This window comes from Pseudomonas sp. ADAK2 TE3594 (genome assembly GCF_053628675.1).
Window position 1 is genome coordinate 237,244 of record NZ_JBRJGV010000001.1, and the last position, 26,442, is coordinate 263,685.

Here is a 26,442-nt window from a genome sequence, read left to right on the forward strand (position 1 = left end):
GTTTAAAGCGAGTGGCGGATGGTTAAACACGGTTGAAGTTGAGAATATTTGGTATTGCTTCAGCGTTTTGATGTTTGTTTTCTCTGCATTAGATTCGTGCAACTAACTGGGCATTCAGCCTGTTGTAGCGATTCGTGTAAGGGGACATAAAATTAATATCATGAATACTGATTTTTCTATTAGTGACGACAGCCGTCCACTCTGGCTGACACGTGCCAGTGTTGCTGATCAGCTTTATTATGGCGAACTGGAACAGCAGTCTATTGCCAGTCAGATTGAACTGGATAAACAATTGGGGATCTTCGCCAGCGTGCGGGTTTATGCCCGTTATCTGGCCAATCAGGCGTTGGAACTGGAGTTCGGCAGCACGCTGGATCCTGACAGCATCACGACGTCCAGTCGCTATGTTTTCCAACAGGCTGGCCGGACATTCATTCAGGAGGACAAGCGCACCCTGACGGACTTGTTCTTGCACGGCCTGCATGAAGAAGGTCAGCGTGCAAATATCACTTTCCGCGGCGAAGGACTTCCGTCGGGGCTGAACCAGCAATGGCTGGAAGAATCCTTGAATCACGATGTGCGAGCGGCTTACGGCGCCGAATTCCGGAGTGTGTACCAACGCAGCGGTGTGCTCGCAGCAATGAACAACGTCACCCGGGATCAGCTGTTGCTGAGTGCGTTTGCCGCGAAACTTCAGGGACACCTCAACGACACCAGTCTGCAGCGGGTTCGACGTGCGATTGCCGGGGACGCGAGCCTGACGATCACGCCCTTGCAGTTGCGTGAAGACACCCGTGCGCTCAAGGATCTGGTCGCCATTGGAAGCGGCGATGACAGCCTGGAGGACTGGCTTCTGTACGCCCCGGGCTCGCCCGATGGCCAGGATTGGTACGAGCTGCCCACCTTCAGGCGTCTGAGCCTTGATATCAGTCGGTGGACGGCAACGCAAAGCGGTCTTGACTACCTGACTTGGCAGTCCCATGCATTGGATCGTGAGACGACCACCGGCTATCTGAAAAAAATCCCGCAGCTGCCTTCTCTCTGGGTCGGTGTCACGCTTGCACCTTCCCTGTTCAAGGGAGAAGAGGTGTTGAACGCAATTGTGTACAACGACCGGGCGTGGCGGGTGGCGCAGGAAGAGAGTCAGACGCCCTATGGATACCGCACCGCGTCCAACGAGCAGCGTCAACGTTTTGCGCGGATCAACTGCGAACTCAAGTCGCTACAAACCGTCGAGGTACGCCAGGGCGGATTTGTCAGCTTTGAGCGTTTTTGCCATCAACTGATCAAGCAACGCGTAGAAGAAGTTCTTCTGCAAAGAGGTGAGCGTGTACTCATCAATCCTGACCGAATCAATGTGGAAATCAGTCAGGAACAAAAGATGACACTGACCCAGTTGATTGTCGGCGAAGTGCACTTTTATGCCAGTGGTGAAGGCCAACCCCTTTACCCCAGATTCACACTGGCTGCTGATCATCCGCCGATCAACAAGCTCGATATCCGCGATATTGCCAGTTGGTCGAATACGCTACGTCCTGGCGAGAAGTACATCGATATGTTGCGCTCGGTTCACCTCAACCGATCCCATCCTGAGGGGGCATTCAAGCGACAGATCTACATGGCGGTACTGCAACGTCAGATGAAAGTGGCAATCATGCAGGGGGCATTCACTGGACGGTTGCCCAAAGAGCACTTTGCGGCGTTGATCGAAGTTGTCGAACAGTTCAATCCGCTTCAGCCGCTGCCGACAAGTCCTGTGGGCGAGGCGCCTGACGATGTGCGTTACAGTGCATTGTTCAACCTCCATCTCAGGGGGCGTTTGGTGGTCGGGGTATTCGTGTTCAGACTGGTGGTGGCTGGGCAAGTCGAGGAGTATCTGTTTACCCCGGATGCACCGGACGGACGTGAGCTACGACCATTCAAGGAGTTTGTGTCGGCAGTGAAAAAAGGCACGCTCGGTGATTATTTCCATGATCGGGTTTTTGCCAAGTATCAACCGCAGGTCGGCGCTTACCTCACTGATCTTGAACAATTGAGCAACTTTACCGAGGCTCCCACCCTGGAGCGCAATAGTCGCCTCACCGACGTGAACGACTGCTACAACGACGTGGTGTACAAAGTCATTTCCGATGTCGACGAGAAGACCGAAAGCCTTAACGAAATCATCTGGGGCCTGGTGTACAACGCAGTCGTCACGGCGGCCAGTGTCATCAGTATTGTTTATGCGCCAGTAGGTATCGCACTGAGTGCGGCCTTGCTGACCCAGAACCTGGTGCAGGGCGCTGAGGCCTTCACGGAGGGCAATCGGGCAAAAGCCCTGAGTCACTTCAAGGAGGCGCTGTTTGAACTGGCGTCTCTGGGCAAGGCCGGTCTTGGCAAGTCGGGCGCCAGTGAGTTGCAGAAAAATCTCATCGGGTTGCTGGGCGATGCGTTAGAGGTAGAAGCGTTGTATGCGGCTGCCACCGGGCAGCCCCGCCTGCATGAGCGGGCGCGGGAGGTGATTCAGGAGATTCTCGATGATCCGGAAACCATCAGCAGCAAAACCACCGTTGTGTAACGATCCGGTCTGTTGACCAGCAACGGATGGCCGCCGATGTCGATTCGTGTTCAGCGAGCGGCTTCGTCGGCCTCATAACCCATCCGCCAGCTCACAGCCCGGGTCGCAGCCAGCAAGCGCTGCGCCGCCGGGCCGTTTTCATCGGCGTGGAACAACGAGGTCGGGCCGACGATGGTCATCACTGCTGCCACCTGCCCGACCGCGTTGAACACCGGTGCCGACAACGCATCGACCCCCGGCATCAGCAAACCATGCACATGGTGCAGGCCGCGCTCACGGATCTGTTCGCACAAGGTGGCGTAGGCGTTCGCATCGGCCAACGGATGAACATCGGCGGCGCGGACTTCGAGATCGCGCAACTCGTCGGTTTCGCGGTGCGGCAAATAGGCGCTGAACACCAGCCCTGTCGACGAGCTGAGCAATGGCAGAACCGAGCCCAATTGCGTGACCACCGTCACCGCGCGCACCGCCGGTTCGATGTGCACCACCGTTGCGCCCTGATTGCCCCACACCGCTATAAAGCAGGTCTCATTCAGATCGTCGCGCAGTTCGGACAGGGGCAGGGCGGCGACTTTCAGCACGTCCATACTGTTCAGGGCAGCCAGGCCGACCCGAAGTGCTTCACGGCCAAGGCCATAGTGGTTGGTGGCGGTGTTCTGCTCGGCAAAACCGCTGGCGATCAGTGCCTGTAGATAGCGGTGAACCTTGCTGGCCGGCATCTGCACGTGTTCGGCCAGACGCGACAGCGAGGTGGAGGGCGACAGCTCGGCAAGCGCCTTGAGGATGTCGGTACCGACCTCGGCCGAGCGGACTTTCTGTTTACCATTGCTTTCGCTGGTCATGGAGGCGGTGTGATCCCGGGACGAATGGGCGTCTTTATAGCTTGACGGTCAATACCAATCAAATTACGTTATGCGTAATCGAATTACGATAAAAATAACCCAGGCGTGCCAAGACCTCTTCAACAGAGCGACAGGCCACGGCCTACTCCCCGTTCAGGAGGCTCCATGAACCTCGATTCAACGGCGCCAGCGCTGGCTTACCAGTCAGGCTTCGGCAACGAATTCAGCAGTGAAGCGTTGCCGGGCGCACTGCCCGTCGGCCAGAACTCCCCGCAAAAAGCTCCTTACGGTTTGTACACCGAACTGTTCTCAGGAACGGCCTTTACCATGGCTCGCAGTGAAGCACGGCGGACCTGGATGTACCGCATTCAGCCGTCGGCCAATCACCCTGCATTCGTCAAACTGGATCGGCAACTGGCTGGTGGTCCGTTGGGTGAAGTGACCCCCAATCGCCTGCGCTGGAACCCCTTGGACATTCCGGCCGAACCCACCGATTTCATCGACGGGCTGGTGAGCATGGCGGCCAACTCGGGCGCGGAAAAACCGGCCGGGATCAGCATTTATAACTACCGCGCCAACCGTTCCATGGAGCGCGTGTTCTTCAACGCCGACGGCGAAATGCTGCTGGTACCGGAACTGGGCCGTCTGCGCATCGCCACTGAACTGGGCGTGCTGGAGCTGGAACCGCTGGAAATCGCCGTCCTGCCTCGCGGGCTGAAATTCCGCGTCGAGCTGCTCGACCCGCAAGCCCGCGGCTACATCGCCGAAAACCATGGCGCCCCTCTGCGCCTGCCGGATCTGGGGCCAATCGGCAGCAACGGCCTGGCTAACCCGCGAGACTTCCTGACGCCGGTGGCCCATTACGAAAACCTCAAGCAACCGACCACCCTGGTACAGAAATTCCTCGGCCAGTTGTGGGGTTGTGAGCTTGATCATTCGCCGCTGAACGTGGTCGCCTGGCACGGCAATAACGTGCCGTACAAATATGACCTGCGCCGTTTCAATACCATCGGCACGGTCAGTTTCGATCATCCGGATCCGTCGATTTTCACCGTCCTGACCTCGCCGACCAGCGTTCATGGTTTGGCCAACCTCGACTTCGTCATCTTCCCGCCACGCTGGATGGTCGCCGAGAAAACGTTCCGGCCGCCGTGGTTCCACCGCAACCTGATGAACGAATTCATGGGCCTGATCCAGGGCGAATACGATGCCAAGGCCGAAGGTTTCGTGCCTGGCGGCGCGTCGTTGCACAGCTGCATGAGCGCCCACGGCCCCGACGGCGAAACCTGCACCAAGGCGATCAACGCGGAACTGGCGCCGGCTAAAATCGACAACACCATGGCTTTCATGTTCGAGACCAGCCAGGTGTTGCGCCCGAGCCGATTCGCCCTCGATTGCCCGCAACTGCAAAACAATTACGACGCCTGCTGGGCCACGTTGCCCGCCACTTTCGACCCGACCCGGAGATAACCCATGACTCAGACTTCCATCACTCGTAGCTGGGTTGCCTCCGCCAACGGCCATGCGGATTTTCCGCTGCAGAACCTGCCGTTGGGCGTGTTCAGCGTGAAGGGTTCCGCGCCGCGCAGTGGCGTGGCAATCGGCGACCATGTCTTTGATCTGGAAGCGGCACTCGATGCAGGTCTGTTCGAGGGGGCTGCGCGCACTGCGGTGGAAGCCACCCGTGGCGGCCAGTTGAATGCATTCTTCGAGCTGGGCCGTGACGCTCGCGTTGCCCTGCGTGAGCGCCTGCTGGAACTGTTTGCAGAAGGCAGCACCCTGCACGGCAAGATCGAGGCCCAAGGCGCCAAACTGCTGCCACTGAGGGCGGATTGCGACATGCACCTGCCGGCGAAGATCAACGACTACACCGACTTCTACGTCGGCATCGAGCACGCGCAGAATGTCGGCAAACTGTTCCGCCCGGATAACCCGCTGCTGCCGAACTACAAGTACGTGCCGATCGGTTATCACGGTCGCGCTTCGACCATTCGCCCGTCGGGCACCGATGTTCGCCGTCCGAAAGGCCAGACGCTGCCAGCCGGCCAGACCGAGCCGACGTTTGGTCCGTGCGCACGTCTGGATTATGAGCTGGAACTGGGTATCTGGATCGGTCAGGGCAACGAGATGGGCGACTCGATCGCCATCGGTGATGCCGCCGACCACATCGCCGGTTTCTGCCTGCTCAACGACTGGTCGGCGCGCGATATCCAGGCCTGGGAATACCAGCCGCTGGGTCCGTTCCTGTCCAAGAGTTTCATCACCAGCATTTCTCCGTGGGTGGTGACGGTGGAAGCGCTGGAGCCGTTCCGTCGTGCACAGCCTGCGCGCCCTGAAGGCGACCCGCAGCCGTTGCCGTATCTGTTCGATAAGCGTGATCAGGCCGCTGGTGCCTTCGACATCGAACTCGAAGTGCTGCTGATGACCGAAGGCCTGCGCGAGCAAAAACTGCCGGCCCATCGCCTGACCCTCAGCAATACCCAACACATGTACTGGACCGTTGCACAACTGGTTGCGCACCACAGCGTCAATGGCTGCCAGTTGCAGGCCGGTGACCTGTTCGGTTCGGGCACGCTGTCCGGTCCTGAAAACGGTCAGTTCGGCAGTCTGCTGGAAATCACCGAGGGCGGTAAAAAGCCGATCGAACTAGCCTCGGGCGAGGTGCGTAAGTTCCTTGAGGACGGCGACGAAATCATTCTGCGCGCGCGTTGCAGCCGCGAGGGTTTTGCTTCCATCGGTTTCGGCGAATGCCGTGGCAAAGTGCTGCCAGCGCGCTAAGAGGATCGGGTCATGGAACTCTATACTTACTACCGTTCGACCTCGTCTTACCGGGTGCGTATTGCGTTGGCGCTCAAGGGGCTGGATTACCAGGCGCTGCCGGTCAACCTGATCGCGCCGCAGGGGGGGGAACATCGCCAGCCCACGTATCTGGGCATCAACCCGCAAGGCCGGGTGCCAGCCTTGCGCACCGACGAAGGCGAGTTGCTGATCCAGTCACCGGCGATCATCGAGTACCTGGAGGAACGTTATCCACAGGTGCCGCTGCTGTCCAAAGACCTCGCTGCCCGTGCCCATGAGCGTGGCGTGGCGGCGGTGATCGGTTGCGATGTTCACCCGCTGCACAACGTCAGCGTGCTCAACAAACTGCGGCAGTTGGGGCACGATGAGCCGCAGGTGGTTGAGTGGATCGGTCACTGGATCAGCCAAGGGTTGGCGACGGTGGAGCAATTGATCGGTGACACCGGTTATTGCTTTGGCGATCAACCGGGGCTGGCGGACGTCTATTTGATCCCGCAGTTGTATGCGGCCGAGCGCTTCAATATTTCCCTTGAGGCCTACCCGCGAATTCGGCGGGTGGCGGCGCTGGCGGCGACACATCCAGCCTTCTTCCTGGCCCATCCGGCAAACCAGCCCGATACCCCTTAATGGCTTCACATAGACCCAATGTGGGAGCGGACTTGCTCGCTCCCACATGAGATCAGTGAACCACTGAGTTAGGCGGTAGATGGCCTAATCGTTCAGTCAGTCGAATCCGCTGGACCGGATCGGACCCCTGTAGGAGCGAGGCTTACCCGCGAAGAACGATAACGCGGTATTCCTGATAGACCGAGGCGCCTGGTTCGCCGGCAAGCCTGGCTCCTACAGGGAGCGGTGATTAATGCACGACCGAATTGGGCGGTAGATGGCCTAATCGTTCAGTCAGTCGAATCCGCTGGACCGGATCGGCCCCCTGTAGGAGCGAGGCTTGCCCGCGAAGAACGATAACGCGGTATTCCTGATAGACCGAGGCGCCTGGTTCGCCGGCAAGCCTGGCTCCTACAGGGAGCGGTGATTAATGCACGACCGAATTGGGCGGTAGATGGCCTAATCGTTCAGTCAGTCGAATCCGCTGGACCGGATCGGCCCCCTGTAGGAGCGAGGCTTGCCCGCGAAGAACGATAACGCGGTATTCCTGATAGACCGAGGCGCCTGGTTCGCCGGCAAGCCTGGCTCCTACAGGGAGCGGTGATTAATGCACGACCGAATTGGGCGGTAGATGGCCTAATCGTTCAGTCAGTCGAATCCGCTGGATCGGATCGGACCCCTGTAGGAGCGAGGCTTGCCCGCGAAGAACGATAACGCGGTATTCCTGATAGACCGAGGCGCCTGGTTCGCCGGCAAGCCTGGCTCCTACAGGGAGCGGTGATTAATGCACGACCGAATTTGGCGGTAGATGGCCTAATCGTTCAGTCAGGCGACTCCGCTGGACCGGATCGGCCCCCTGTAGGAGCGAGGCTTGCCCGCGAAGAACGATAACGCGGTATTCCTGATAGACCGAGGCGCCTGGTTCGCCGGCAAGCCTGGCTCCTACAGGGAGCGGTGCTTAATGGACGATGGAATTGGGCGGTAGATGGCCTAATCGTTCGGTCAGGCGAATCCTCTGGATCGGATCGTCACTGAGCAGCAATGCATGCTCCAGGTCAAAGCGCTCGGCATTCGGGCAGTCCAGTCGTTGGTAGAGGCTGGCCCGGGCCAGATAGTCGGAGGCGCTGGCGTTGCCCAATTCAAGCACGCGCTCGGCGTCGACCAGGGCGTCGATGTAGTCATCGTTCGTGAGGTACAACTGGCGCAGGTTGCGCGACAGTCGCTGCAGCATCTGCACCGGTTCGGCAGTCAATAAATGCTCGGCGCCGAGCTGCATGTTCGGGCCGTACTGGCGTTGCAGCAGTTCGCGGCAATCATTGGGGTACAGCCGTCGCCCGCCGCACGGGTCGAGCAGGTGATCGGCGCCTTGCACCCGCAGCAGGAAATGTCCGGGAAAGTTGACCCCGACCATGGGAATCTCCAGCCTTCTGGCCAGTTCCAGGGCAATCAGACCCAGCACCAGCGGCTGGCCCCGCCGACGTTCCAGCACTTTATTGAGTAACGCCACTTGCGGACGCAAGGGCGTGGAGTCGTCCTTGGCGAACCCCAGGTCATTCATTCGCCGCAGCAAGGGTTGGGCCAATTCACTCACCGGCAGCATCGGCAACCCGTAGCTGACTCGCTGTTGCAGGTCCTTGAAGTTCGCCAGCACCGTCTCGGGATCCAGCTCTTTATCGTGCTCGGCGGCGATCCACAACGCCGCCTCGAACAGCGCGGGCGGTGATCGTTGCAGGCAGTCGAAAAAACGTTGGCGCGGGGTCATCAAAATCTCCGGGGAATGCCTCGTTTTAGCCCCGTCACAGGCTTTCGTCCAGTGCTGCACACAGGTGGTAACAGGTTATGTCCGAAAGCGTTCAAAGCGGTGCCGCTTATTCCGGTGCGCTTCTGCAATTTTTGTGCGCAAGCCTATACTGGCGACTACAAGAAGTGATTCGGGAGCCCTACGATGTTCGCTCTCATGCAAAGCACTCGCCTTGAATCGCTGCACCTGAGCGTCGATCCGGTCACCGGATTGAAGGCGGTGATTGCCATCCACAACAGCCGCCTGGGACCTGCCCTGGGCGGGTGTCGTTACCTTGCTTACCCCAGCGATGAATCCGCGATCGAGGATGCTGTGCGCCTTGCCCAAGGCATGAGTTACAAGGCGGCCCTGGCCGGCCTGGCTCAAGGTGGGGGCGTCGCGGTGATTGTTCGCCCGGCCCATGTGGAAAACCGCGCCGCGCTATTTGAAGCCTTCGGGCGCTGCATTAACGAACTCGACGGTCGCTACATCACCGCCATCGACGCCGGCACCTCGGTGGCGGACATGGATTGCATCGCCCAACAGACCCAATTCGTCACCAGCACCACTGCTGCGGGCGACCCCGTGCCGCACGCCGCCATGGGCGTGTTTGCCGGTATTCGCAGCACTGCCATGGCCCGTTTGGGCAGCGATAATCTCGAAGGCTTGCGCATAGCCATTCAAGGCCTGGGCAATGTCGGTTATGCCTTGGCCGAACAGTTACACGCGGCCGGCGCCGAGCTGCTGGTCAGCGACATCGATCATGGCAAGGTGCAACTGGCCATGGAGCAGTTGGGCGCTCATCCAATCGCCAATGATGCGCTGCTCAGCACACCGTGCGACATACTCGCGCCCTGCGGCCTGGGCGGTGTGCTTAACAGCAACAGTGTGTCGCAACTGCGCTGCGCGGCGGTCGCCGGTTCGGCAAACAACCAATTGATCCATCTGGAAATCGCCGATCAACTGGAGCGCCGGGGCATTCTGTATGCGCCCGATTACGTGATCAATGCCGGCGGGCTGATCTACGTGTCGCTCAAGCATCGCGGGGAAGAGCTGACGACCATCACCGCGCACCTGTCGAAAATCAGTTCACGGCTGACCGAAGTCTTCGCCCATGCCCAGGCGGAAAAGCGTTCTCCGGCCCGGGTGGCGGATGAGTTGGCGGAGAAAGTGCTGTACCGGTGATGCTGTACGGGTGAACAGTTTGAATCGATGAAGGAGTGAGAGCCTATCCGGCCGACTTGCTCCCCAAGCCCTGCGCCACAAACGTCGGGCCTGACAAATGCACGCCGACTCACGCGTGCCAGGAGCCCTGTGATGCTTCACAAGGTTGAGCTGCCTTACACCCGATTTCTATCCCCTGATGGCCAATTACTCGGCAATCTTCCCGACTGGGCCGACGACTTCAATCTGCTGACGCGCCTGTATCGGCAGATGGTCCTGACCCGCCTTTTCGATCAGAAAGCTGTCGCCTTGCAACGCACCGGGCGCATCGGCACTTACGCGCCGACCTTGGGCCAGGAAGCCATTGGCGTCGCGGTCGGCAGCCTGATGCACGCAGAAGACGTACTGATCCCGTATTACCGCGACACCGCCGTGCAGTTGATGCGCGGTGTGTGCATGGAAGAAATCCTTTTGTATTGGGGCGGCGATGAGCGTGGCAGCGACTTTGCCGACCCGGCGGTCGTTCAGGATTTCCCGATCTGTGTGCCGATCGCCACCCAGGCCCTGCATGCCTGCGGCGTTGCCAGCGCCTTCAAAATCCGTGGCGAGCATCGGGTCGCGGTCACCACCTGCGGCGACGGCGGAACCAGCAAAGGGGATTTCCTCGAGGCTCTCAACGTTGCTGGCGCCTGGCAGCTGCCGGTGGTGTTTGTGATCAACAACAACCAATGGGCGATCTCGGTACCGCGACGAATTCAGTGCGGCGCTCCTACCCTGGCGCAGAAAGCCATTGGCGCCGGGTTTCACGGTGAGCAAGTTGACGGCAATGACATGCTCGCCGTTTACGACCGCGTGCAAGCAGCCCTCGAACGGGCGCGCCACGGTAAAGGGCCGGTCTTGCTCGAATGCCTGAGCTACCGCCTCGGAGATCACACCACCGCCGATGATGCCACGCGCTACCGGTCGGCGGACGAGGTCAAGCAGGCCTGGCTTGAAGAACCGATCAAACGCCTGCAACGTTTCATGGCCGGGCAAGGCGTGTGGGACGAGGGCCGCGAACAGGCACTGATCAGCGAATGCCAAGGTTTGGTGCAGGGGGCTGTGGATAACTTTGAAGCGGCGGGCCTGCAGACACCGGAATCGGTGATCGATCATGTCTACGCCCAGTGGCCGCAAGCCCTGGCCGAGCAGCGCGAAGAATTTCTTGAACGGGTGGCGCGCCGGACGGGAGGTTCGGGCCATGAGTAACGGTAAGGTGACACTGCTGGAAGCGGTGAATCTGGCGTTGCATCGGGCCATGCGTGAAGACGAGAACGTCATCCTCCTCGGTGAAGACGTCGGGGTGAACGGTGGCGTGTTCCGCGCCACGCTGGGCCTGCGCGACAGCTTTGGTTTCAAGCGGGTGATCGACTCGCCGCTGGCCGAAACCATGCTCGGCGGGCTGGTGGTGGGCATGGCGGCCCAAGGCCTGAAACCGGTGGTGGAAATTCAATTCATGGGCTTCATCTACGCCACCATGGAGCACCTGGTGTCCCATGCCAGCCGCATGCGCAATCGCACGCGCGGGCGGATCACCTGCCCAATGGTGATGCGCTCGCCGATGGGTGCAGGGATTCGCGCGCCGGAGCATCACAGCGAAAGCACCGAAGCCCTGTTCGCGCACATTCCGGGTTTGCGGGTGGTGATCCCGTCCTCGCCGGCCCGGGCTTATGGTTTGTTGCTCGCGGCCATCGACGACCCGGATCCAGTGATATTTCTTGAGCCGACCCGACTCTACCGAATGAACCCGCAACCGCTGCTGGATGACGGCAAACGCTTGCCGCTGGACAGTTGTTTCACCCTGCGTGAAGGCAGCGACATTACCTTGATCAGTTGGGGCGCCAGCGTGATGGAAACCCTGCAAGCCGCTACGCAATTGGCCGAGCAGGGCATCTCTGCGGAAGTGATCGATGTCGCCAGCATCAAACCGCTGGATCTCGACACGATGGAGGCCTCGGTGCGCAAGACCGGTCGCTGCGTGATCGTGCATGAGGCACCACGCTCCTGCGGGGTCGGCGCGGAAATCGCCGCCAGTCTCTATGAACGGGTATTTCTGGAGTTGCAGGCACCGATCCAGCGAGTCACCGCGCCGGACATTCCGCCGCCGCTGTATCGACTGGAATCGCTGTACATGCCCAGCGTCGAAGACATTCTTCATGCCTGCGACACCGTCATGCGGCACTACCCCTGAAGAGACGCCTGAGGCCGAGGAGGTTGCGATGAAATATTTCAAACTGCCGGATCTGGGCGAAGGCTTGCAGGAAGCGGAAATCGTCCGCTGGCACGTCAAGGCCGGCGATACCGTCAAGGCCGACCAGCTATTGGTGTCGGTGGAAACCGCCAAGGCGCTGGTGGACATTCCCGCGCCTTACGACGGAGTGGTGGCGAAAACGTTTGGTGGCGAGGGCGACATTCTTCACGTTGGCGAACCTCTGCTCGGTTACGAAGGCGAAGCGGATGCGGGCACTGTGGTCGGGCGGCTTGAGGGCGGCGGCACGAATCAGGAGGATGCATTTTTTATCGGCGCTGCGCCTTCGACCCGCGAACACCTCGCGAACCGTGCCACGCCGGCGGTGCGTCAACTGGCTCGGCAGCTCGGCGTTGAACTGAGCGGCTTGACGGGTTCCGGCCAGGAAGGCCTGATCACTCGCAGCGACGTGGAAAACGCGGCCCAGACTGAGCGCGAACGCTTCGGCGGCGAGAAGCTGCGCGGGGTGCGACGCAGCATGGCGCTGAACATGGCCAGGTCCCATGTCGAAGTGGTGCCGGTGACGATTTTCGGTGATGCCGATCTGCATCGCTGGGGGCAGGCGCGAGAGCCGCTGATTCGTCTGGCCAAGGCGATGGCGGCGGCCTGCGCGGTGGAGCCGGTACTCAACAGCGCCTTCGATGGCAAAACCCTGGCGCTCAAACAACACGAACGACTCGATCTGGGCATTGCCGTGGATACGCCGGATGGCTTGTTCGTGCCGGTGTTGCGCGATGTCGGTCAACGCACGGCGGCGGATTTGAAGGAAGGTGTGATGCGTCTGCGGGCCGATGTGCAGGCGCGCTCGATCCCGCCCCAGGAAATGATGGGGGCGACCCTGACCCTGTCGAACTTCGGCACCTTGTTCGGTCGCTACGCCAACCCGGTGGTGGTGCCGCCGCAAGTGGCAATCCTCGCCGCCGGGGCGATCCGCGATGAACCGGTGGCGGTCGAGGGCGCGGTGGTGGTGCATCCGATTTTGCCGCTGTCCCTGACCTTCGATCACCGCGTGGTCACCGGCGGCGAGGCGGCGCGGTTCTTCAAAGCGTTGGTCCAGGCGCTGGAACAACCCGAGGTCTAGGTTTCCCGCAGGCATGAAAAAGGCCCTGAGCCATTTGACTCAGGGCCTATTCAATTCGGGCATTGCTTACTTTGGTGTCTTGGCGGCTTTGGCTGGCTTGGTTGGCTCAGCGCCCGCTACTTCAACTGGTGCAGCTACTTCAACAGGTTCAGTGGCTTTAACAGATTCAATGGCTTCGGCGGGTGCATTCAGCAGTTCGGACAGCGCGTCCGGCTGGCTCTTGAATGCCTTGGCGAATACATCACGGTTCTTCGCCATGTAGATCCCGGCTTCTTCCACTTGCTGTTCGGTCAGGGACGGAACGGCTTTTTGCAACACTTCGGCCAGCAATTCGGCCAGTTCGAGCATTTTGTCATGACGGTCAGCTTCGGCTTTATCCATGAACAAGCGCTCCAGATCTCGGCTGCTGCGGTATACCACTTCGACGGCCATTCACCACCTCACATGCCTTCACATTAGTTGTCTGTTTCGACTACTGTATCTATATACAGCGAAAAGGATAAGCGAATCCCTGCGCTTTGGGTAGTGGCTTTTTAATGTAGACCGAATTCAGGGTTTGTCAGGTGAACCGTGTTGCTCCATTCGCGGGCAAGCCTCGCTCCTACAGATTTTGTGTCGGACGCACACCCGCAACCAACCCCTGTAGGAGCGAGGCTTGCCCGCGAAGGCGTCCGTCCTGATACCACTAACGTGTCTCATGTCACGCAGCCATCATCTCACCCAACAGTATCTGGCCTTTTTTCTGCATGCAGAACAACCGTCACGTCCAACCCGCATCATCCGCTCGAACCGAGCTAAGGAACAATCAAAGTGAAAATCAACTGGGCCGAGAACCTGCGGCAGAACGTGCACCAACTGGCCGAGTCCCTGGGCAACCTGTTCGTCGAGACCTTCCACTACCTGGCGCTCTTTGCCATCGGTGCGGTGACCGCCTGGGCAGCGGTGATGGAATTCCTCGGAATGCTCGAACAGGGGCACATCAAGATCGATGACATCTTGCTGCTGTTCATCTACCTGGAACTGGGGGCGATGGTCGGGATTTACTTCAAGACCAACCACATGCCGGTGCGTTTCCTGATCTATGTGGCGATCACCGCGCTGACCCGGCTGCTGATCTCCAACGTCTCGCACCACAATCCGCCGGACCTGGGGATCATCTACCTGTGCGGCGGGATTCTGCTGCTGGCGTTTTCGATTCTGGTGGTGCGTTACGCCTCGTCGCAATTTCCCTCGGTGAAGATCGAACACCCGCAACGCAAGATCGGTGCGGGTTCCGGTGAGCATCCCGAAGTGGAGAAGGGCGAGATTTAAAGCCCCATTGCAGGTCGGGGCCGGGATTTGACCTGTGGCGGCGGCGGGTTGCGATTGTCGCCGTCGGTCATGGCTTCGAGGATGGCCACGGCGCTGTGGCCCTGTTCGATGGCGATGCCGAACTGAATGCTTTGCACCAGGCGTTTGAGGCGCTTGGGGTCATTGCGCTGTTCGGCGCTGATCATCCGTTTGGCCACCACGCGGCCACTTTTGGAGAGGGTCAGCATGATGCTGCCGTCCAGCCCCTGAATGCTCAGGTTGACTTGATAATCCGGTGCAAAGGCATCGGTAATGAGCTGAAAAGGATTGTCCATAATGCGTCACCGCCTGATTGAACGTGCAGTTGTTGACGGCCGTGATCGGGTTTAGTTCGCAACACCAGACCACCGGCCTTCCATGTTCATGCGCTTTCTTCCGTGCCGCGTAGGGGATACAGCAAGGGGCATGCCGGAAAAACTGTCGGACAATGGATACGGCAAAAAAATGGCGGGCACTGTGGCCCGCCTTCTTTTTGCCTGCCCGTTTCAGGGCATGAATGAATAGATGATCGCAGACAGTGCAATCAAACCGATCAACACCACGAACACGTTCGAGGCCTGATTCGAGTACTGGCGCAAGGCCGGCACGCGACGGATGGCGTACATCGGCATCAGGAACAACAGGCACGCGATGATCGGTCCGCCGAGGGTTTCGATCATGCCCAGGATGCTCGGGTTGAAAGTCGCCACGGCCCAGCAGCTGAGGATCATGAACAGCGCAGTGATGCGGTTCAGCCAACTGGCGGACATGACGCGACCACGGCCACGCAGGCTTTTCACGATCAGGCCCTGAAAGCCTTCGCTGGCGCCGATGTAATGGCCGAGGAAGGATTTGGTGATCGCCACCAGCGCAATCAACGGCGCGGCGTAAGCGATGACCGGTGTCTGGAAGTGGTTGGCCAGGTACGACAGGATCGAAATGTTCTGCGCCTTCGCAGCGGCCAAATCAGCTGGGGACAACGCCAGCACGCAGCTGAAGCAGAAGAACATCACCGTGACGACCATCATCGCGTGAGCGATTGCGAGAATGCCGCTGCTTTTGCGTTCGGCTTGCTCGCCGTAACGCTGTTTCTGATCGACGGCGAAGGCGGAGATGATCGGCGAATGGTTGAACGAGAACACCATCACCGGAATCGCCAGCCACAAGGTCTTGAAGAACAGCGGCAGGGGCATGCCTTCGCTGGCGGTAGCGAAGAACGCGCCGTTCCAGTTCGGGATCAGGCTGACGCCGAGCAGCAGCAACGCCGCGACGAACGGGTAAACCAGCACGCTCATGCATTTGACGATGACGCCCTGACCGCAACGCACGATCGCCATCAAGCCGAGAATCAGCCCCAGCGACAGAATCGCCCGAGGCGGCGGCGTCATGTGCAACTGGTGCTCCATGAGGCTGCTCAGGGTGTTGGTCAGCGCCACGCTGTACACCAGCAAAATCGGGAAGATCGCGAAGAAATACAGGAGCGTGATCAGCTTGCCGGCACCGATACCGAAGTGTTCTTCCACCACTTCGGTGATGTCCCCGGAACGGCCGGACAACACGAAGCGCGTCAGGCCACGGTGGGCGAAGAAGGTCATCGGAAAGGCCAGTATCGCCAGGAGCAGCAGCGGCCAGAAACCTCCGACACCGGCGTTGATCGGCAGGAACAACGTGCCGGCACCAATCGCCGTGCCATAGAGGCCAAGCATCCAGGTGGTGTCGTGTTTGCTCCAGCCTTTGTGGGTTATTTCGCTATTGCGTGTCAGGTCTACAGCAGGATTATCGGCAGCAGGTGTACGTATTTCGGTCATCGTTTTCGCCTCGTTATTATTCTTGCTCGGGCTCACGTGTTGCGGACGGTCAGGGAGTACTCCTCAGCACTCCACCCAGCTCACCGCCAGGCCGCCCCGTGAAGTTTCTTTGTATTTGTCGTGCATGTCGGCGCCGGTATCGCGCATCGTGCGAATCACCCGGTCCAGGGAGATGAAGTGTTTGCCGTCGCCGCGCAGGGCCATTTGCGTGGCGTTGATCGCCTTCACGGCAGCAATTGCATTGCGCTCGATGCACGGCACCTGCACCAGACCGCCGACGGGGTCGCAGGTCAGGCCGAGGTTGTGTTCCAGGCCGATTTCGGCGGCGTTTTCAAGTTGCTCGGGAGTCGCTCCGAGTATGTCGGCCAGGCCGGCGGCGGCCATGGCGCAGGCGGAACCGACTTCGCCCTGGCAGCCGACTTCGGCGCCAGAGATCGAGGCGTTTTTCTTGCAGAGAATGCCTACAGCGGCAGCGCCCAAAAAGAACGCGACGACGTCATCGTCCGACGCGTCCGGGTTGAATTTCATGTAGTAGTGCAGCACGGCGGGAATGATCCCCGCCGCCCCGTTTGTAGGCGCGGTGACCATGCGTCCGCCAGCCGCGTTTTCTTCGTTCACGGCGAGGGCGAACAGGTTGACCCACTCCATGGCTGACAGAGTGGAGCTGATGACATTCGGTTTGCCGATTTCCAGCAGGCTACGGTGCAATTTCGCGGCGCGGCGCGGAACATTCAGACCGCCGGGCAGGATGCCTTCGTGACGCAAACCTTGCTCGACACATTCGCGCATCACCGACCAGATATGCAGCAATCCCTGGCGGATCTCGGCGTCGCTGCGCCAGGCCCGTTCGTTAGCCATCATCAGCTCCGAAACCCTTAAACCGTGCTGGTTGCAGAGCTTGAGCAATTCGGCGGCGCTGGAAAAATCGTACGGCAGCACTACGTCGCTGGAAGGAGCAATGCCGGACTCGGCTTCGGCCGCTTCGATGATGAAACCACCCCCCACCGAGTAGTACGTCTGCTCGAACAGCTCACCGGTTGCGCCGAAGGCTGTCAGGGACATGGCGTTGGGGTGGTAGGGCAGGCTTTCGTCGAGCAGCAGGAGATCGCGCTGCCAGTTGAAGGCAATGGTCGATTTGCCGGCCAGACTCAGTTCGCCGGTCTCGCGCAGTTGTTGGATTCGGCTGTCGATGCTGGTCGGATCAATGCTGTCTGGCCATTCGCCCATCAGGCCCATGACGCAGGCACGGTCGGTCGCGTGACCAACGCCGGTGGCCGAAAGGGAGCCGTAAAGTCGGATTTCTACCCGCCGTACGTCGGCCAGTAAATGTTGGTCAATCAGTGCCTGGGCGAAGGTCGCGGCGGCGCGCATCGGGCCGACGGTATGGGAACTGGACGGACCGATGCCGACTTTGAAGAGATCGAAAACACTGATAGCCATGCTAAAGCCTATACAAGCAATGGAAGAGAAATCGCCGCCATTTTTGTAGGCCAAGCGCAAGGTGGGCGATACTGCCAACCTCGGTCCTACGTGACCAACGAAACTTCCTAAGACAGCCTTTAGCAGGACTAAACGATGAGTCGCCAATTGCACGCCCAGACCTACGTCTGGCTGCACGTGTTTTCGTGTGCCGCGCGGCACTTGTCCTTCACCCGTTGCGCCGAAGAACTGCACATCACGCCGGGGGCGGTCAGTCAGCAAATTCGCCAACTGGAAGAGCGGCTGGGGTTTCGACTTTTCCACCGTCGCGCCCGGGGCGTGGAATTGAGCGCCGAAGGCCAGCGATTGGCTATCACCGTCAACGAAGCCTACGGCAGCATCGATGCGGAATTGCGCCGACTGGATGCGGGAATGATCAGCGGGATTTTGCGGTTGCGCTCGATTCCATCGTTCCTGAGCAAATGGCTGACCCCCAGGTTGCCGCGTTTGCAGCAGCGGTTCCCGGATATCCAGTTACGGCTGGTGGCTGAAGACAGCAGCATTCCACTGCACGAAGGCGAGTTCGACCTGGCCATTGATCTCAATGACGGCAGTTATCCCGGATTGTTATCCACAGCCTTGCTCGACGAGCAGATCTTTCCGGTATGTGCCCCGAGCCTGTTGCGTGGAAGGCCGCCGCTGCATGGCCCGGCAGACCTGGTGCATTTTCCGTTGCTGCACGACATCACCGCCTGGCGGGGCAGCTACGAGTATGCGGAATGGGAGTTTTATCTAAACGCCATCGGCTTCGAAGGCGCGGATGTACGGCGCGGGCACACCTTTAATCGCAATCACCTGACCATCGAAGCGGCGATTGCCGGGATGGGCGTGGCGATTGCGCGGCGAACGCTGCTCAACGATGAGCTGGAGCGCGGAACGTTGATCGTGCCGTTTGGCCTGGCGGTGCCTAATCACAAGCGTTACGTGCTGCTCTATGCGCCGGGCGCGCTGAGCCATCCGGGCGTACGCGCGGTGCATGACTGGCTGGTGGAGGAGGCGGGGATATTTCGCAGTCTGCATCCGCTGGCGGAGCAGCAGATGTGAGCAATTATGACAAAAGAGCGAGGCGACCCAACTCCCGACCTTAACAGCGCTTTTGCCTGTTGTCCGGCTTTTTTTGCGAATCAATATTTATCTTTTTTTAGGGGTTGAAATGTTCTGCGCACACACCGATTGTGTAACCAAGAGGTCACGGTGATGAAGCCCAAGGGCCAGCCGAAGGGCCTCTCGCGAGCTAGCTGAAATAAGGGATGGAACTATGCAAATCCAAGTCAATAGCGATAACCATATTCAAAGCAGCATCCGACTGGAGGAGTGGGTACGAACTACCATTGAGAGCACGCTCGAACGTTATGAAGAGGACCTGACCCGCGTCGAGGTCCACCTGCGGGATGAGAACGGCGACAAGCCCGGTCCCCACGATATGCGCTGCCAGCTGGAAGCGCGGCCAAAAGGCCACCAACCGATTTCTGTCACCCATAAAGCCGCTAACCTGGAACTGGCGATCGACGGTGCGGCCGAAAAACTCGAACATGCGCTTGAGCATCTGTTCGGTAAACTGCGGGGCAAACCACGTGCCGCTGTGGTGCCGTTCGAAAGGCCTGTTGCCGATGCGCTGCTGGAAGACGAGTTTCTCGAGAACGAACAGGCTGCACAAAACGGCTGAGGCCTGATTCACTTTTTACCTTCCCACTTTCTCTCCACCTGAAAAACGGGCCTGCATTGCAGGCCCGTTCTTGTTTCTGGTACTCGCCGGCCCCTGTGGTTCCATGGAACCTGTGGCGAGGGGGCTTCTGTGGCGAGGGGGCAAGCCCCCTCGCCACAGGGAATCAAAACGCGACTGAAGTCTGCACATACACCGTCCGCGGTTCCCCCACGTACTTGCCCTTGTTGTTGTCATCGAACGAGCGGGTGAAGTACTGGTGGTTGAAGATGTTCTTCACCCCCACCGCCACATTCAAGTCCGACAACTTCGGCCCGAAGTCATACGCCGCGCGGCTGCTGAACAGCATGTACCCCGGAATCCTGCCGGTGCTGCCATCGGCGCTCTCGGCCGAGGTGTTGGCGTTGTCAGCGAACTGGTCACTCTGGTAGCTGCTGTCCAGGTTCAGTTTCCACGCGCCTTCGGTATAACCGACGCCGACCGTGCCTTTGTGTTTGGAGGAGAACGGCACACGATTACCCTTGTTCGGCCCGTCTTCGCGGATGGTCGCGTCAACATAAGCGTAAGTCGCGTACACATCGAAACCGGCCAGTGCCGGGCTCAAGTCATCGAGGGCGTAGTTGATGCTGGTTTCGATGCCTTGATGACGTGTTTCGCCCCGGGCGATCACCGAGTCATTGGTCTGATTACTTTCGTATTGGTTGTCGAAGTTGATCAGGAACGCACCAATCTCGGCGCGCAACGCGCCCTTGTCGTAACGGGTACCCAGCTCCCAGGTGCGCGCCTTCTCCGGTTTGACTTCGCCGCTGGTCACCCGGTTAGGCATCTGGCTGTACTGCACGCTGCCGAATGAGCCTTCGGTGTTGGCATAGAGGTTCCAGCTGTCGGTCAGGTGATAGAGCACGTTCAGCGCCGGCAGGGCGGTGTTGTAGTCACCCTTGTACTTCACGTTGGTCAGGTTGTTGGTCTGCTGCGATTCGATCATTTCGTAGCGGATGCCCGGCGTAATCGTCCACTTGCCGATATCGATCCGGTCGTCGAGGAAGAACGCGTTGGCCTCGGTGCCGCCCCGAGTGTCGCGGTCGTTGCGGCTGTTGGTGGTCGGGTATTCGTTGCTGGCGATCGGCGTGCGGTAGCGCAGTTCATGGCCGGCCTCGTTGATGTAGCGATAGCCGACACCGACTTCATGGCTGGTCTGGCCGAGATCGAAGCCTTGGGCGAAACGGGTTTCCAGGCCACGTACCCAATACTCGCGTGGCGACAGCGAGAGGAACGTGCCTTGGTCCAGATAACCGCTGCGCAGGGTCTTGGTGAAGAAGGTATTGGCGGTGAACTCGCGGCGATCTTCCTGATAGCGATAGCCGAAGTTGAACATTGTGCGGCGGCCCCAGAACTGGTCTTTCGGGCGGGTCGACTGGTACGGGTCAGCGTCGTAATCGGCGACGTTCAGCCCGCCGGGCATGTCCGCCTTGCCTTCGTAGTATTGGGCCATCGCGTTGAAGCTGTTGGCCTCGTCGAGCTGGTATTTGCCCTTGAGGATCAGGTCATCGATTTCGGTGTCGCTGTGTTCGCGCCAGTCACCGCCGCGGGTGCCCGAGTACAGAATCGCGCCGCCCAAACCGTTATCGGCCGTACCGCCGGCCAGCAAATTGCCGGTGGTTTTGAAGCCGTCGTGGCTGGACGATGGACTGGTTTCGGTCTGGAAGCCGCCCTTGACCGTCGGCTCATCGGGAATGGCGCGAGTCACGAAGTTGACCACACCGCCGACGTTCTGCGGCCCGTAACGCACCGCACCGCCGCCGCGCACCACGTCGACCGCGTCCATGTTGCCCATGCTGATCGGCGCAAACGAGAGCTGCGGTTGACCATAAGGTGCGAAGGGCACCGGAATGCCGTCCATCAATACCGTGGAGCGTGAAGCCAGCCGAGGGTTGAGCCCGCGAATGCCGAAGTTCAGTGCCATGTCATGGCTGCCGGTGCCGTTGTTGTCTGGCGCGTTGACCCCCGGGATGCGGTTGAGCACGTCCCTGGCCTGAGTCGCGCCTTGGCGCTCGAATTCTTCGCGACGGATTACATCGCGAGCGCCGGGGTGTTCGAAGACGTTGGTTTGCGCCGCATCGCCGAGCCAGTCGCCGACCACTTTCGAGGTGTCCAGCTCCAGCGTCGCATCACCCGCCGGTTGCAGACTGAAGGCATTGTTACCCTCGGCGCGGGCTTGCAAGCCGGTGCCTTCGAGCAACGCGTTCAAGCCTTGCGAAGGGGTGTAGTTGCCTTCCAGGCCGCGGCTCTGCACACCGCTGGTGACTTGCGAGCCAAAGGAGATCAGAACGCCGGCTTCACGGCCGAACTGGTTGAGTGCGCTCTCCAGCGAGGACGGTGCGATGTGGTATGGCTTGGTGTCGGTGGCCTGCGCCAGGGGCAGTGCGCCGAAGCTCAGGCTGGCGCCCAGCAAGAGCCGGCGCAAGGTTCGAGCCATAGGTGTGAGACGGGTGGGTTGCATGGAGGGCGATCCTGAGAAGGTTGAATCAAGGGGGCTTTCCTTCTCTGTCACGCCAGATCTGAAAAACGGCTCATGTTTTTGAAGATCGTTCCCACGCTCTGCGTGGGAATGCCTCAACGGACGCTCCGCGTTCGGCTCTGGAAGTGACGCGGAGCGTCACGGGCTGCATTCCCACGCAGAGCATGGGAACGATCATTTACGCGCGTGCCTCAACCGTCACCCAATACCGGGTAAAACGCCTCACCTTCACCGGCAAACTTATTTCCAGCAGATCAAGAATCCGCTCGCTGTCGTCCAGTGGATAAGTCCCGGAGATCAGCAGATCGGCAACATCCGTCGCGCAATTGAGTTGCCCACGGCGATAGCGACCGAGTTCATCGAGGAAATCCCCCAGGCGCATGTGCGCGGCCACCAGCATGCCGTCGGCCCAGGCGCCGCTGTTGGCGTCCAGTGGCAGGGGAGCGCTGATGCCGCGTGCGCCGAAGGTCAACTGCCGGGCGGCTTGCAGCATCAGCGGTGCGCCGCCATCGGGCGTCAATTCGACGCTGCCTTCGAACACCGCCACCTGAGTGCGATCGGAAAACTGCCGCACGTTCAGCCGCCCACCTTGGGTTTTCAACAAGCCTTGTGCGGTCTGTACTTGAAACGCTTGGGCGGCGGTCAGCAGCATCTCGCCTTCGAGCAAGCGGATCAGCCGCTGCTGACCGTCGACTCGCACATCGACCGAACTGGCGGTGTTGAGTTGTACTTGGCTGCCATCGCCGAGCGGCACTTTACGTCGCTGGCCGATCGGGCTGCGGTAGTCGGCCAGCAATGGCGCCAGCGGATTGTGCTCGCGCATGTTCCAGGTGACTGCGGAACCCGCGCCGAGAATCAGCAACAGCTTCAATGCCTGACGACGGCCGGCGGATTTCGGTGCGTTGAGGGCTGCATGGGCCAGCGGTGAAGACAAACCGCGCAAGCGTTGATTGACTCGCTGAATATGCTCCCAGGCCCGTCGATGTTCGCCATGGGCGTCGAGCCATTGCTGCCAGGCGATTTGCTGCCGCGGGTTCAACGGCCCTTGCTGGATTTCCATCCACCAGCGTACGGCCTGCTCAGCCACTTGAGAGGAGAAATCCGCAGGGCTGTTCATAGTGCGAAGTAGCAGCGCATCGCCGCTTTGTTCAGGTGCCGTTTGACGGTGGCAATGGAAATGCCGAGTTCAGTGGCGATCTGTGGATAAGTCAAACCATCGAGCTGAGCCAGCAAAAAGGCGCGCTTGACCAGGCACGGCAAACCGTCGAGCAACTGGTCGAGTTCCATCAGCGTTTGCAGGATGATCGCCCGATCCTCCTCCGACGGCGCGACGATTTCCGGCATCTGCGCCAGCGCATCGAGATAGGCGCGCTCCAGATCCTGACGGCGGTAATGATTGAATAGCACGCGCTTGGCGATGGTGGTGAGGAATGCCCGTGGCTCGATGATCGGCGCTGTTTCCCGTGCCGTCAGCACCCGCATGAACGTGTCCTGGGCCAGGTCCGCGGCGCTGTCAGGGCAGCCGAGTTTGCGCCGCAGCCAACCGGTGAGCCAGTTGTGATGGGCGTGATAAAGGACTTCGACGGTAGTGGCTGACGACAACGGAACCGCTCCAGACGCATTTCGATACGTTAGAGAACAAGAATTGTTCGCATTGTAGGGGCGAGACCTGCATCCGGCAATCGGCTCCTCGCCGAAGGCGGCTGTACAGGCACCGAAAATCCACTGGATTGCAGCGCTAGCGCAAGAACGCCTGCCGATATTCCCCCGGCGTCCCGCCCAAAGCCTGCCGAAACCGATTGGTGAAATGACTCGCACTGGCAAACCCGCACGCCAAGGCAATCTCCCCCAACGGCTGCGACGTTGCGCGCAACAACTCCCGCGCGCGGCCCAGTCGCCGAGCCAACACATACTGATGCGGTGGCAAACCGAAGCTCACACGAAACATTCGCGCAAAGTGGTATTCCGACAACGCACACAATGCAGCCAGCTGCCCAAGGCTGATCGCTTCCGCCAATTGATGGTCGATGAACTCCACCAACTGTCGCCGTTGATGCGCTGCCAACCCACCCTTGAGGCGCAAGCCTTCACGCACGCCGACCTGGCTGAGCAGGGTATGGCTGAGCATTTCGTGGGCCAGGCTGCTGGTGAGAAGGCGTTCGCCGGGTTCATCCCAGTTGAGAGTGATCAACTGCCGAAAGCGCCGGGCTTGCGGCGGGTCTTCGAGGAACGTGCGCTCGCGCAACTGCAATTCCCGCGGTTCGCGATCGAGCAGCGTGACGCAGCCAAGGGCAAATTGTTCGGGGCTGAAATACAGGTGGGCCAGGCGAATATCGCCATTGATCACCCAGCCTGACTGATGGTCGGCCGGCAGGATGCACAGCTTGTCCGGGCCACCCTTGGTGCCGGGCTGGTCGCGGCGAAAGGTGCCGGTGCCGCCGGCGATATAGCACGACAGGGTGTGATGGCTCGGCGCTTCGTAGTCCTGGGCGTCGTGATGGTTGTTCCACAAAGCTGCAGCCATGCCGTCACCGAGCTCGGCGCTGTGCTCCAGGCGAGCATTGGGCGAGCGGTTAAGCGCTTGAAAGACTTGCAGGGTATCGAGTGTCCTGTCTCGCAAATACGGTTCCCTTTTGACGGTGTCTGTTTCCGCCATGCTGCGTTGCCGCTCCTCGCCATAGCGGGCTATGACTCGTCGCGGCGCCTTGCCTGACGGCAACAGCCCCTCGTCAAAAAGGAACGTATTTGCGAGACAGGACACTTGTGCGGCCATGATCGGTTCTCTCCAACGCCTTGCATCCTACTCCGTAGACGTTGACCTGCCAGCCCGCCGGCTGACAAAAGCGCAAGTTTATGCAAGTGCAAAAGTGTTTCGCGCCCGACACTGAGGGCCTATTCAGGAGTCTTCACCATGAACCTTTCGTTGTATCTGCTGACCGTGCTGATCTGGGGCACCACCTGGATCGCCTTGAAATGGCAACTGGGCGTGGTGGCGATTCCGGTGTCGATCGTCTATCGGTTCGGTCTCGCCGCGCTGGTGCTGTTCGTGATGTTGCTGCTTAGCCGGCGCCTGCAAGTGATGAACCGTCGCGGGCATCTGATTTGCCTGGCTCAGGGCCTGTGCCTGTTCTGCATCAATTTCATGTGCTTCCTCACCGCCAGCCAATGGATCCCCAGCGGTCTGGTCGCCGTGGTGTTTTCCACCGCCACCTTGTGGAACGCCTTCAATGCGCGGGTGTTCTTCGGCCAGAAAATTGCCCGTAACGTGCTGATGGGCGGCACGTTGGGCTTGCTCGGGCTTGGCCTGCTGTTCTGGCCGGAGCTGGCCGGTCATACCGCCAGCCCGCAAACCTTGCTCGGGTTGGGTCTGGCGTTGCTCGGCACCTTGTGCTTCTCGGCCGGCAACATGCTGTCGAGTCTGCAACAGAGGGCTGGCCTGAAACCCCTGACCACCAATGCCTGGGGCATGGCTTACGGCGCGGCGATGTTGACGGTGTGGTGCCTGGTCAAAGGCATCCCGTTCGACATGGAATGGAATGCCCGCTACATCGGATCGTTGCTGTACCTGGTGATTCCCGGCTCGGTGATCGGCTTCACCGCCTACCTGACGCTGGTCGGGCGCATGGGGCCGGAGCGGGCGGCGTATTGCACCGTACTCTTTCCGGTGGTGGCGCTGAATGTGTCGGCGTTTGTCGAAGGCTATCAATGGACGGCGCCGGCGCTGGTGGGGCTGGTGCTGGTGATGTTGGGTAATGTGCTGGTGTTCCGTAAACCCAAGGCCCCGGTGATGCAAGGTAACGGCAAGTTGGCCTGACGTGCTGAAGATCGGTTCGGATCACGTTCAGCGCTCAGTCCGAATTGCAATATAGATCAGCAGTGGAAATATGAAATCGACGATATGTCGCGCCCAGTCCTTATAGTTCCATGTTTCCGAAAGGTCCATATTGAACCACTCAACGCCGACAACTTGCAGACCTACGTAATAAATGAAAATGGCGATAAGCAATCCGAGGAGTGCGAATTTTTTTGCCTCATGAAATAAGTCTGCGTCTTTGTTTACATTTTTCAGTAGTTGATAAGTGCCCATGAGGCAAAAGACGGTGTAAATGACTTCAAGCGTGATGATGATCCAGTAGATTCGGTGATGGAGCATGGGGGAGGTGATGGCCCGATTACTATATTTAAGGTTCTCTCGAGTGGTGTCCATGCTCAGGACGTGCCCGACGTATTCGTAGTTGGTAGCATAGTCGGTGAAGTTGCTATACATCATGAGCAAACCAAACAGGCTCACAAAAAACATAAGGGCTGTTTTGCTGATTCTGATGATTTGGTCGGTGTTTAGAGGGTGCAAGATAGTTGTGCTCCTTGGTGGGTTCCCGTCACGGCCGGGTAAGTAAGGAGAGTCTATAGTGCTGACTGGTTTTTTGGCGAATGACTGAATTTCAAAGTGTGTGATATTTGTACGCGATTTATTATTTATAGTTTGGTTGGGGTACCGGGAAACATCGCGGGCAGGCGTTTTAACCGCC

Annotated in this window: 22 protein-coding genes and 1 pseudogene; 12 read left to right on the top strand and 11 right to left on the bottom strand. The window is 59.6% G+C overall.

The genetic code is table 11. From position 1 onward, the window contains the following. The first annotated feature begins 160 nt into the window (after window positions 1-160). The gene (locus AB7M22_RS01035; protein ID WP_454184937.1) at window positions 161-2,557 is read left to right on the top strand and encodes a dermonecrotic toxin domain-containing protein; all 2,397 of its coding nucleotides are present in this window, start codon (window positions 161-163) and stop codon (window positions 2,555-2,557) included. A 50-nt stretch (window positions 2,558-2,607) separates the two neighbouring features. Here the strand turns inward: AB7M22_RS01035 and AB7M22_RS01040 are convergent, their stop codons facing one another. Continuing rightward, window positions 2,608-3,399 carry an IclR family transcriptional regulator gene (locus AB7M22_RS01040; protein WP_454184938.1) on the bottom strand — a complete coding sequence of 264 codons (792 nt, stop codon included), beginning with the start codon at window positions 3,397-3,399 and terminating at the stop codon, window positions 2,608-2,610. A 165-nt stretch (window positions 3,400-3,564) separates the two neighbouring features. On the opposite strand from AB7M22_RS01040, the gene hmgA reads away from it, so the two are divergent. From hmgA to maiA, 3 genes are read left to right on the top strand one after another with little or no spacing between them, the layout of a single operon-like run. Next, window positions 3,565-4,869 (top strand): homogentisate 1,2-dioxygenase, encoded by a 1,305-nt coding sequence (gene hmgA, locus AB7M22_RS01045; protein ID WP_007901674.1) that lies wholly within the window; start codon window positions 3,565-3,567, stop codon window positions 4,867-4,869. A gap of 3 nt (window positions 4,870-4,872) precedes the next feature. Continuing rightward, window positions 4,873-6,177: a fumarylacetoacetase gene (fahA, locus tag AB7M22_RS01050; RefSeq protein ID WP_454184939.1), complete on the top strand. Its 1,305-nt coding sequence runs from the start codon at window positions 4,873-4,875 to the stop codon at window positions 6,175-6,177. Between the two features lie 12 nt (window positions 6,178-6,189). Then, window positions 6,190-6,825: a maleylacetoacetate isomerase gene (maiA, locus tag AB7M22_RS01055; protein ID WP_454184940.1), complete on the top strand. Its 636-nt coding sequence runs from the start codon at window positions 6,190-6,192 to the stop codon at window positions 6,823-6,825. A gap of 937 nt (window positions 6,826-7,762) precedes the next feature. On the opposite strand, the gene AB7M22_RS01060 is transcribed toward maiA, so the two are convergent. Then, a complete protein-coding gene (locus AB7M22_RS01060) occupies window positions 7,763-8,566 on the bottom strand; it encodes a SirB1 family protein (RefSeq protein ID WP_454184941.1) in 804 nt (267 codons plus the stop codon). A gap of 183 nt (window positions 8,567-8,749) precedes the next feature. Between AB7M22_RS01060 and AB7M22_RS01065 the strand changes: the two genes are divergently transcribed. The 4 genes from AB7M22_RS01065 (at window position 8,750) to AB7M22_RS01080 (ending at window position 13,116) form a co-directional block, all read left to right on the top strand. Next, on the top strand, window positions 8,750-9,769 hold the full coding sequence (locus AB7M22_RS01065) for a Glu/Leu/Phe/Val dehydrogenase dimerization domain-containing protein (protein ID WP_454184942.1): 1,020 nt from the start codon (window positions 8,750-8,752) through the stop codon (window positions 9,767-9,769). Window positions 9,770-9,901: 132 nt separating this feature from the next. Next, window positions 9,902-10,996 (top strand): pyruvate dehydrogenase (acetyl-transferring) E1 component subunit alpha, encoded by a 1,095-nt coding sequence (gene pdhA / locus AB7M22_RS01070; RefSeq protein ID WP_454184943.1) that lies wholly within the window; start codon window positions 9,902-9,904, stop codon window positions 10,994-10,996. Next, the gene (locus AB7M22_RS01075; protein ID WP_454184944.1) at window positions 10,989-11,978 is read left to right on the top strand and encodes an alpha-ketoacid dehydrogenase subunit beta; all 990 of its coding nucleotides are present in this window, start codon (window positions 10,989-10,991) and stop codon (window positions 11,976-11,978) included. Before pdhA ends, AB7M22_RS01075 begins: the two co-directional genes overlap by 8 nt. A gap of 28 nt (window positions 11,979-12,006) precedes the next feature. Then, window positions 12,007-13,116 (top strand): dihydrolipoamide acetyltransferase family protein, encoded by a 1,110-nt coding sequence (locus AB7M22_RS01080; protein ID WP_454184945.1) that lies wholly within the window; start codon window positions 12,007-12,009, stop codon window positions 13,114-13,116. A 177-nt stretch (window positions 13,117-13,293) separates the two neighbouring features. Here AB7M22_RS01080 and AB7M22_RS01085 read toward each other — a convergent pair. Then, window positions 13,294-13,548 (bottom strand): annotated as a pseudogene (locus AB7M22_RS01085) (YebG family protein); the annotation flags it as partial. 378 nt (window positions 13,549-13,926) lie between these two features. Between AB7M22_RS01085 and AB7M22_RS01090 the strand changes: the two are divergent. After that, window positions 13,927-14,427 carry a phosphate-starvation-inducible protein PsiE gene (locus AB7M22_RS01090; RefSeq protein WP_008014507.1) on the top strand — a complete coding sequence of 167 codons (501 nt, stop codon included), beginning with the start codon at window positions 13,927-13,929 and terminating at the stop codon, window positions 14,425-14,427. On the opposite strand, the gene AB7M22_RS01095 is transcribed toward AB7M22_RS01090, so the two are convergent. From AB7M22_RS01095 to AB7M22_RS01105, 3 genes are all read right to left on the bottom strand, one after another. After that, window positions 14,424-14,741, bottom strand: coding sequence for a DUF3509 domain-containing protein (locus AB7M22_RS01095; RefSeq protein WP_454184946.1), 318 nt, complete (start codon window positions 14,739-14,741; stop codon window positions 14,424-14,426). The genes AB7M22_RS01090 and AB7M22_RS01095 overlap by 4 nt on opposite strands. A gap of 210 nt (window positions 14,742-14,951) precedes the next feature. Next, window positions 14,952-16,253 (bottom strand): serine/threonine transporter, encoded by a 1,302-nt coding sequence (locus AB7M22_RS01100; RefSeq protein ID WP_454184948.1) that lies wholly within the window; start codon window positions 16,251-16,253, stop codon window positions 14,952-14,954. Between the two features lie 63 nt (window positions 16,254-16,316). After that, the gene (locus tag AB7M22_RS01105) at window positions 16,317-17,693 is read right to left on the bottom strand and encodes an L-serine ammonia-lyase (RefSeq protein WP_454184949.1); all 1,377 of its coding nucleotides are present in this window, start codon (window positions 17,691-17,693) and stop codon (window positions 16,317-16,319) included. A gap of 135 nt (window positions 17,694-17,828) precedes the next feature. Here AB7M22_RS01105 and AB7M22_RS01110 point away from each other — a divergent pair, with 135 nt between their 5' ends. Both AB7M22_RS01110 and AB7M22_RS01115 read left to right on the top strand, forming a co-directional pair. Further along, window positions 17,829-18,776 carry a LysR substrate-binding domain-containing protein gene (locus tag AB7M22_RS01110; protein WP_454184950.1) on the top strand — a complete coding sequence of 316 codons (948 nt, stop codon included), beginning with the start codon at window positions 17,829-17,831 and terminating at the stop codon, window positions 18,774-18,776. 214 nt (window positions 18,777-18,990) lie between these two features. Beyond that, window positions 18,991-19,398, top strand: a complete 408-nt coding sequence (locus AB7M22_RS01115) for an HPF/RaiA family ribosome-associated protein (protein WP_007903266.1) — start codon at window positions 18,991-18,993, stop codon at window positions 19,396-19,398. A gap of 163 nt (window positions 19,399-19,561) precedes the next feature. Here AB7M22_RS01115 and fecA read toward each other — a convergent pair whose 3' ends face one another. The 4 genes from fecA to AB7M22_RS01135 all read right to left on the bottom strand — a co-directional run bounded on the left by fecA (window position 19,562) and on the right by AB7M22_RS01135 (window position 24,569). Beyond that, window positions 19,562-21,895 (bottom strand): TonB-dependent Fe(3+) dicitrate receptor FecA, encoded by a 2,334-nt coding sequence (fecA, locus tag AB7M22_RS01120; RefSeq protein WP_454184951.1) that lies wholly within the window; start codon window positions 21,893-21,895, stop codon window positions 19,562-19,564. A 196-nt stretch (window positions 21,896-22,091) separates the two neighbouring features. Continuing rightward, on the bottom strand, window positions 22,092-23,030 hold the full coding sequence (locus AB7M22_RS01125; RefSeq protein ID WP_454184952.1) for a FecR domain-containing protein: 939 nt from the start codon (window positions 23,028-23,030) through the stop codon (window positions 22,092-22,094). Further along, on the bottom strand, window positions 23,027-23,515 hold the full coding sequence (locus tag AB7M22_RS01130) for a sigma-70 family RNA polymerase sigma factor (protein WP_454184953.1): 489 nt from the start codon (window positions 23,513-23,515) through the stop codon (window positions 23,027-23,029). Before AB7M22_RS01130 ends, AB7M22_RS01125 begins: the two co-directional genes overlap by 4 nt. Window positions 23,516-23,651: 136 nt before the next feature. Continuing rightward, window positions 23,652-24,569: a helix-turn-helix domain-containing protein gene (locus AB7M22_RS01135; RefSeq protein ID WP_454184954.1), complete on the bottom strand. Its 918-nt coding sequence runs from the start codon at window positions 24,567-24,569 to the stop codon at window positions 23,652-23,654. A gap of 255 nt (window positions 24,570-24,824) precedes the next feature. Between AB7M22_RS01135 and AB7M22_RS01140 the strand changes: the two genes are divergently transcribed. Then, window positions 24,825-25,727, top strand: a complete 903-nt coding sequence (locus AB7M22_RS01140) for a DMT family transporter (RefSeq protein WP_454184955.1) — start codon at window positions 24,825-24,827, stop codon at window positions 25,725-25,727. Window positions 25,728-25,754: 27 nt separating this feature from the next. Here the strand turns inward: AB7M22_RS01140 and AB7M22_RS01145 are convergent, their stop codons facing one another. Next, entirely contained in the window at window positions 25,755-26,264 is a 510-nt protein-coding gene (locus tag AB7M22_RS01145) for a DUF2165 family protein (RefSeq protein WP_454184956.1), read from the bottom strand. Window positions 26,265-26,442 lie beyond the last annotated feature (178 nt).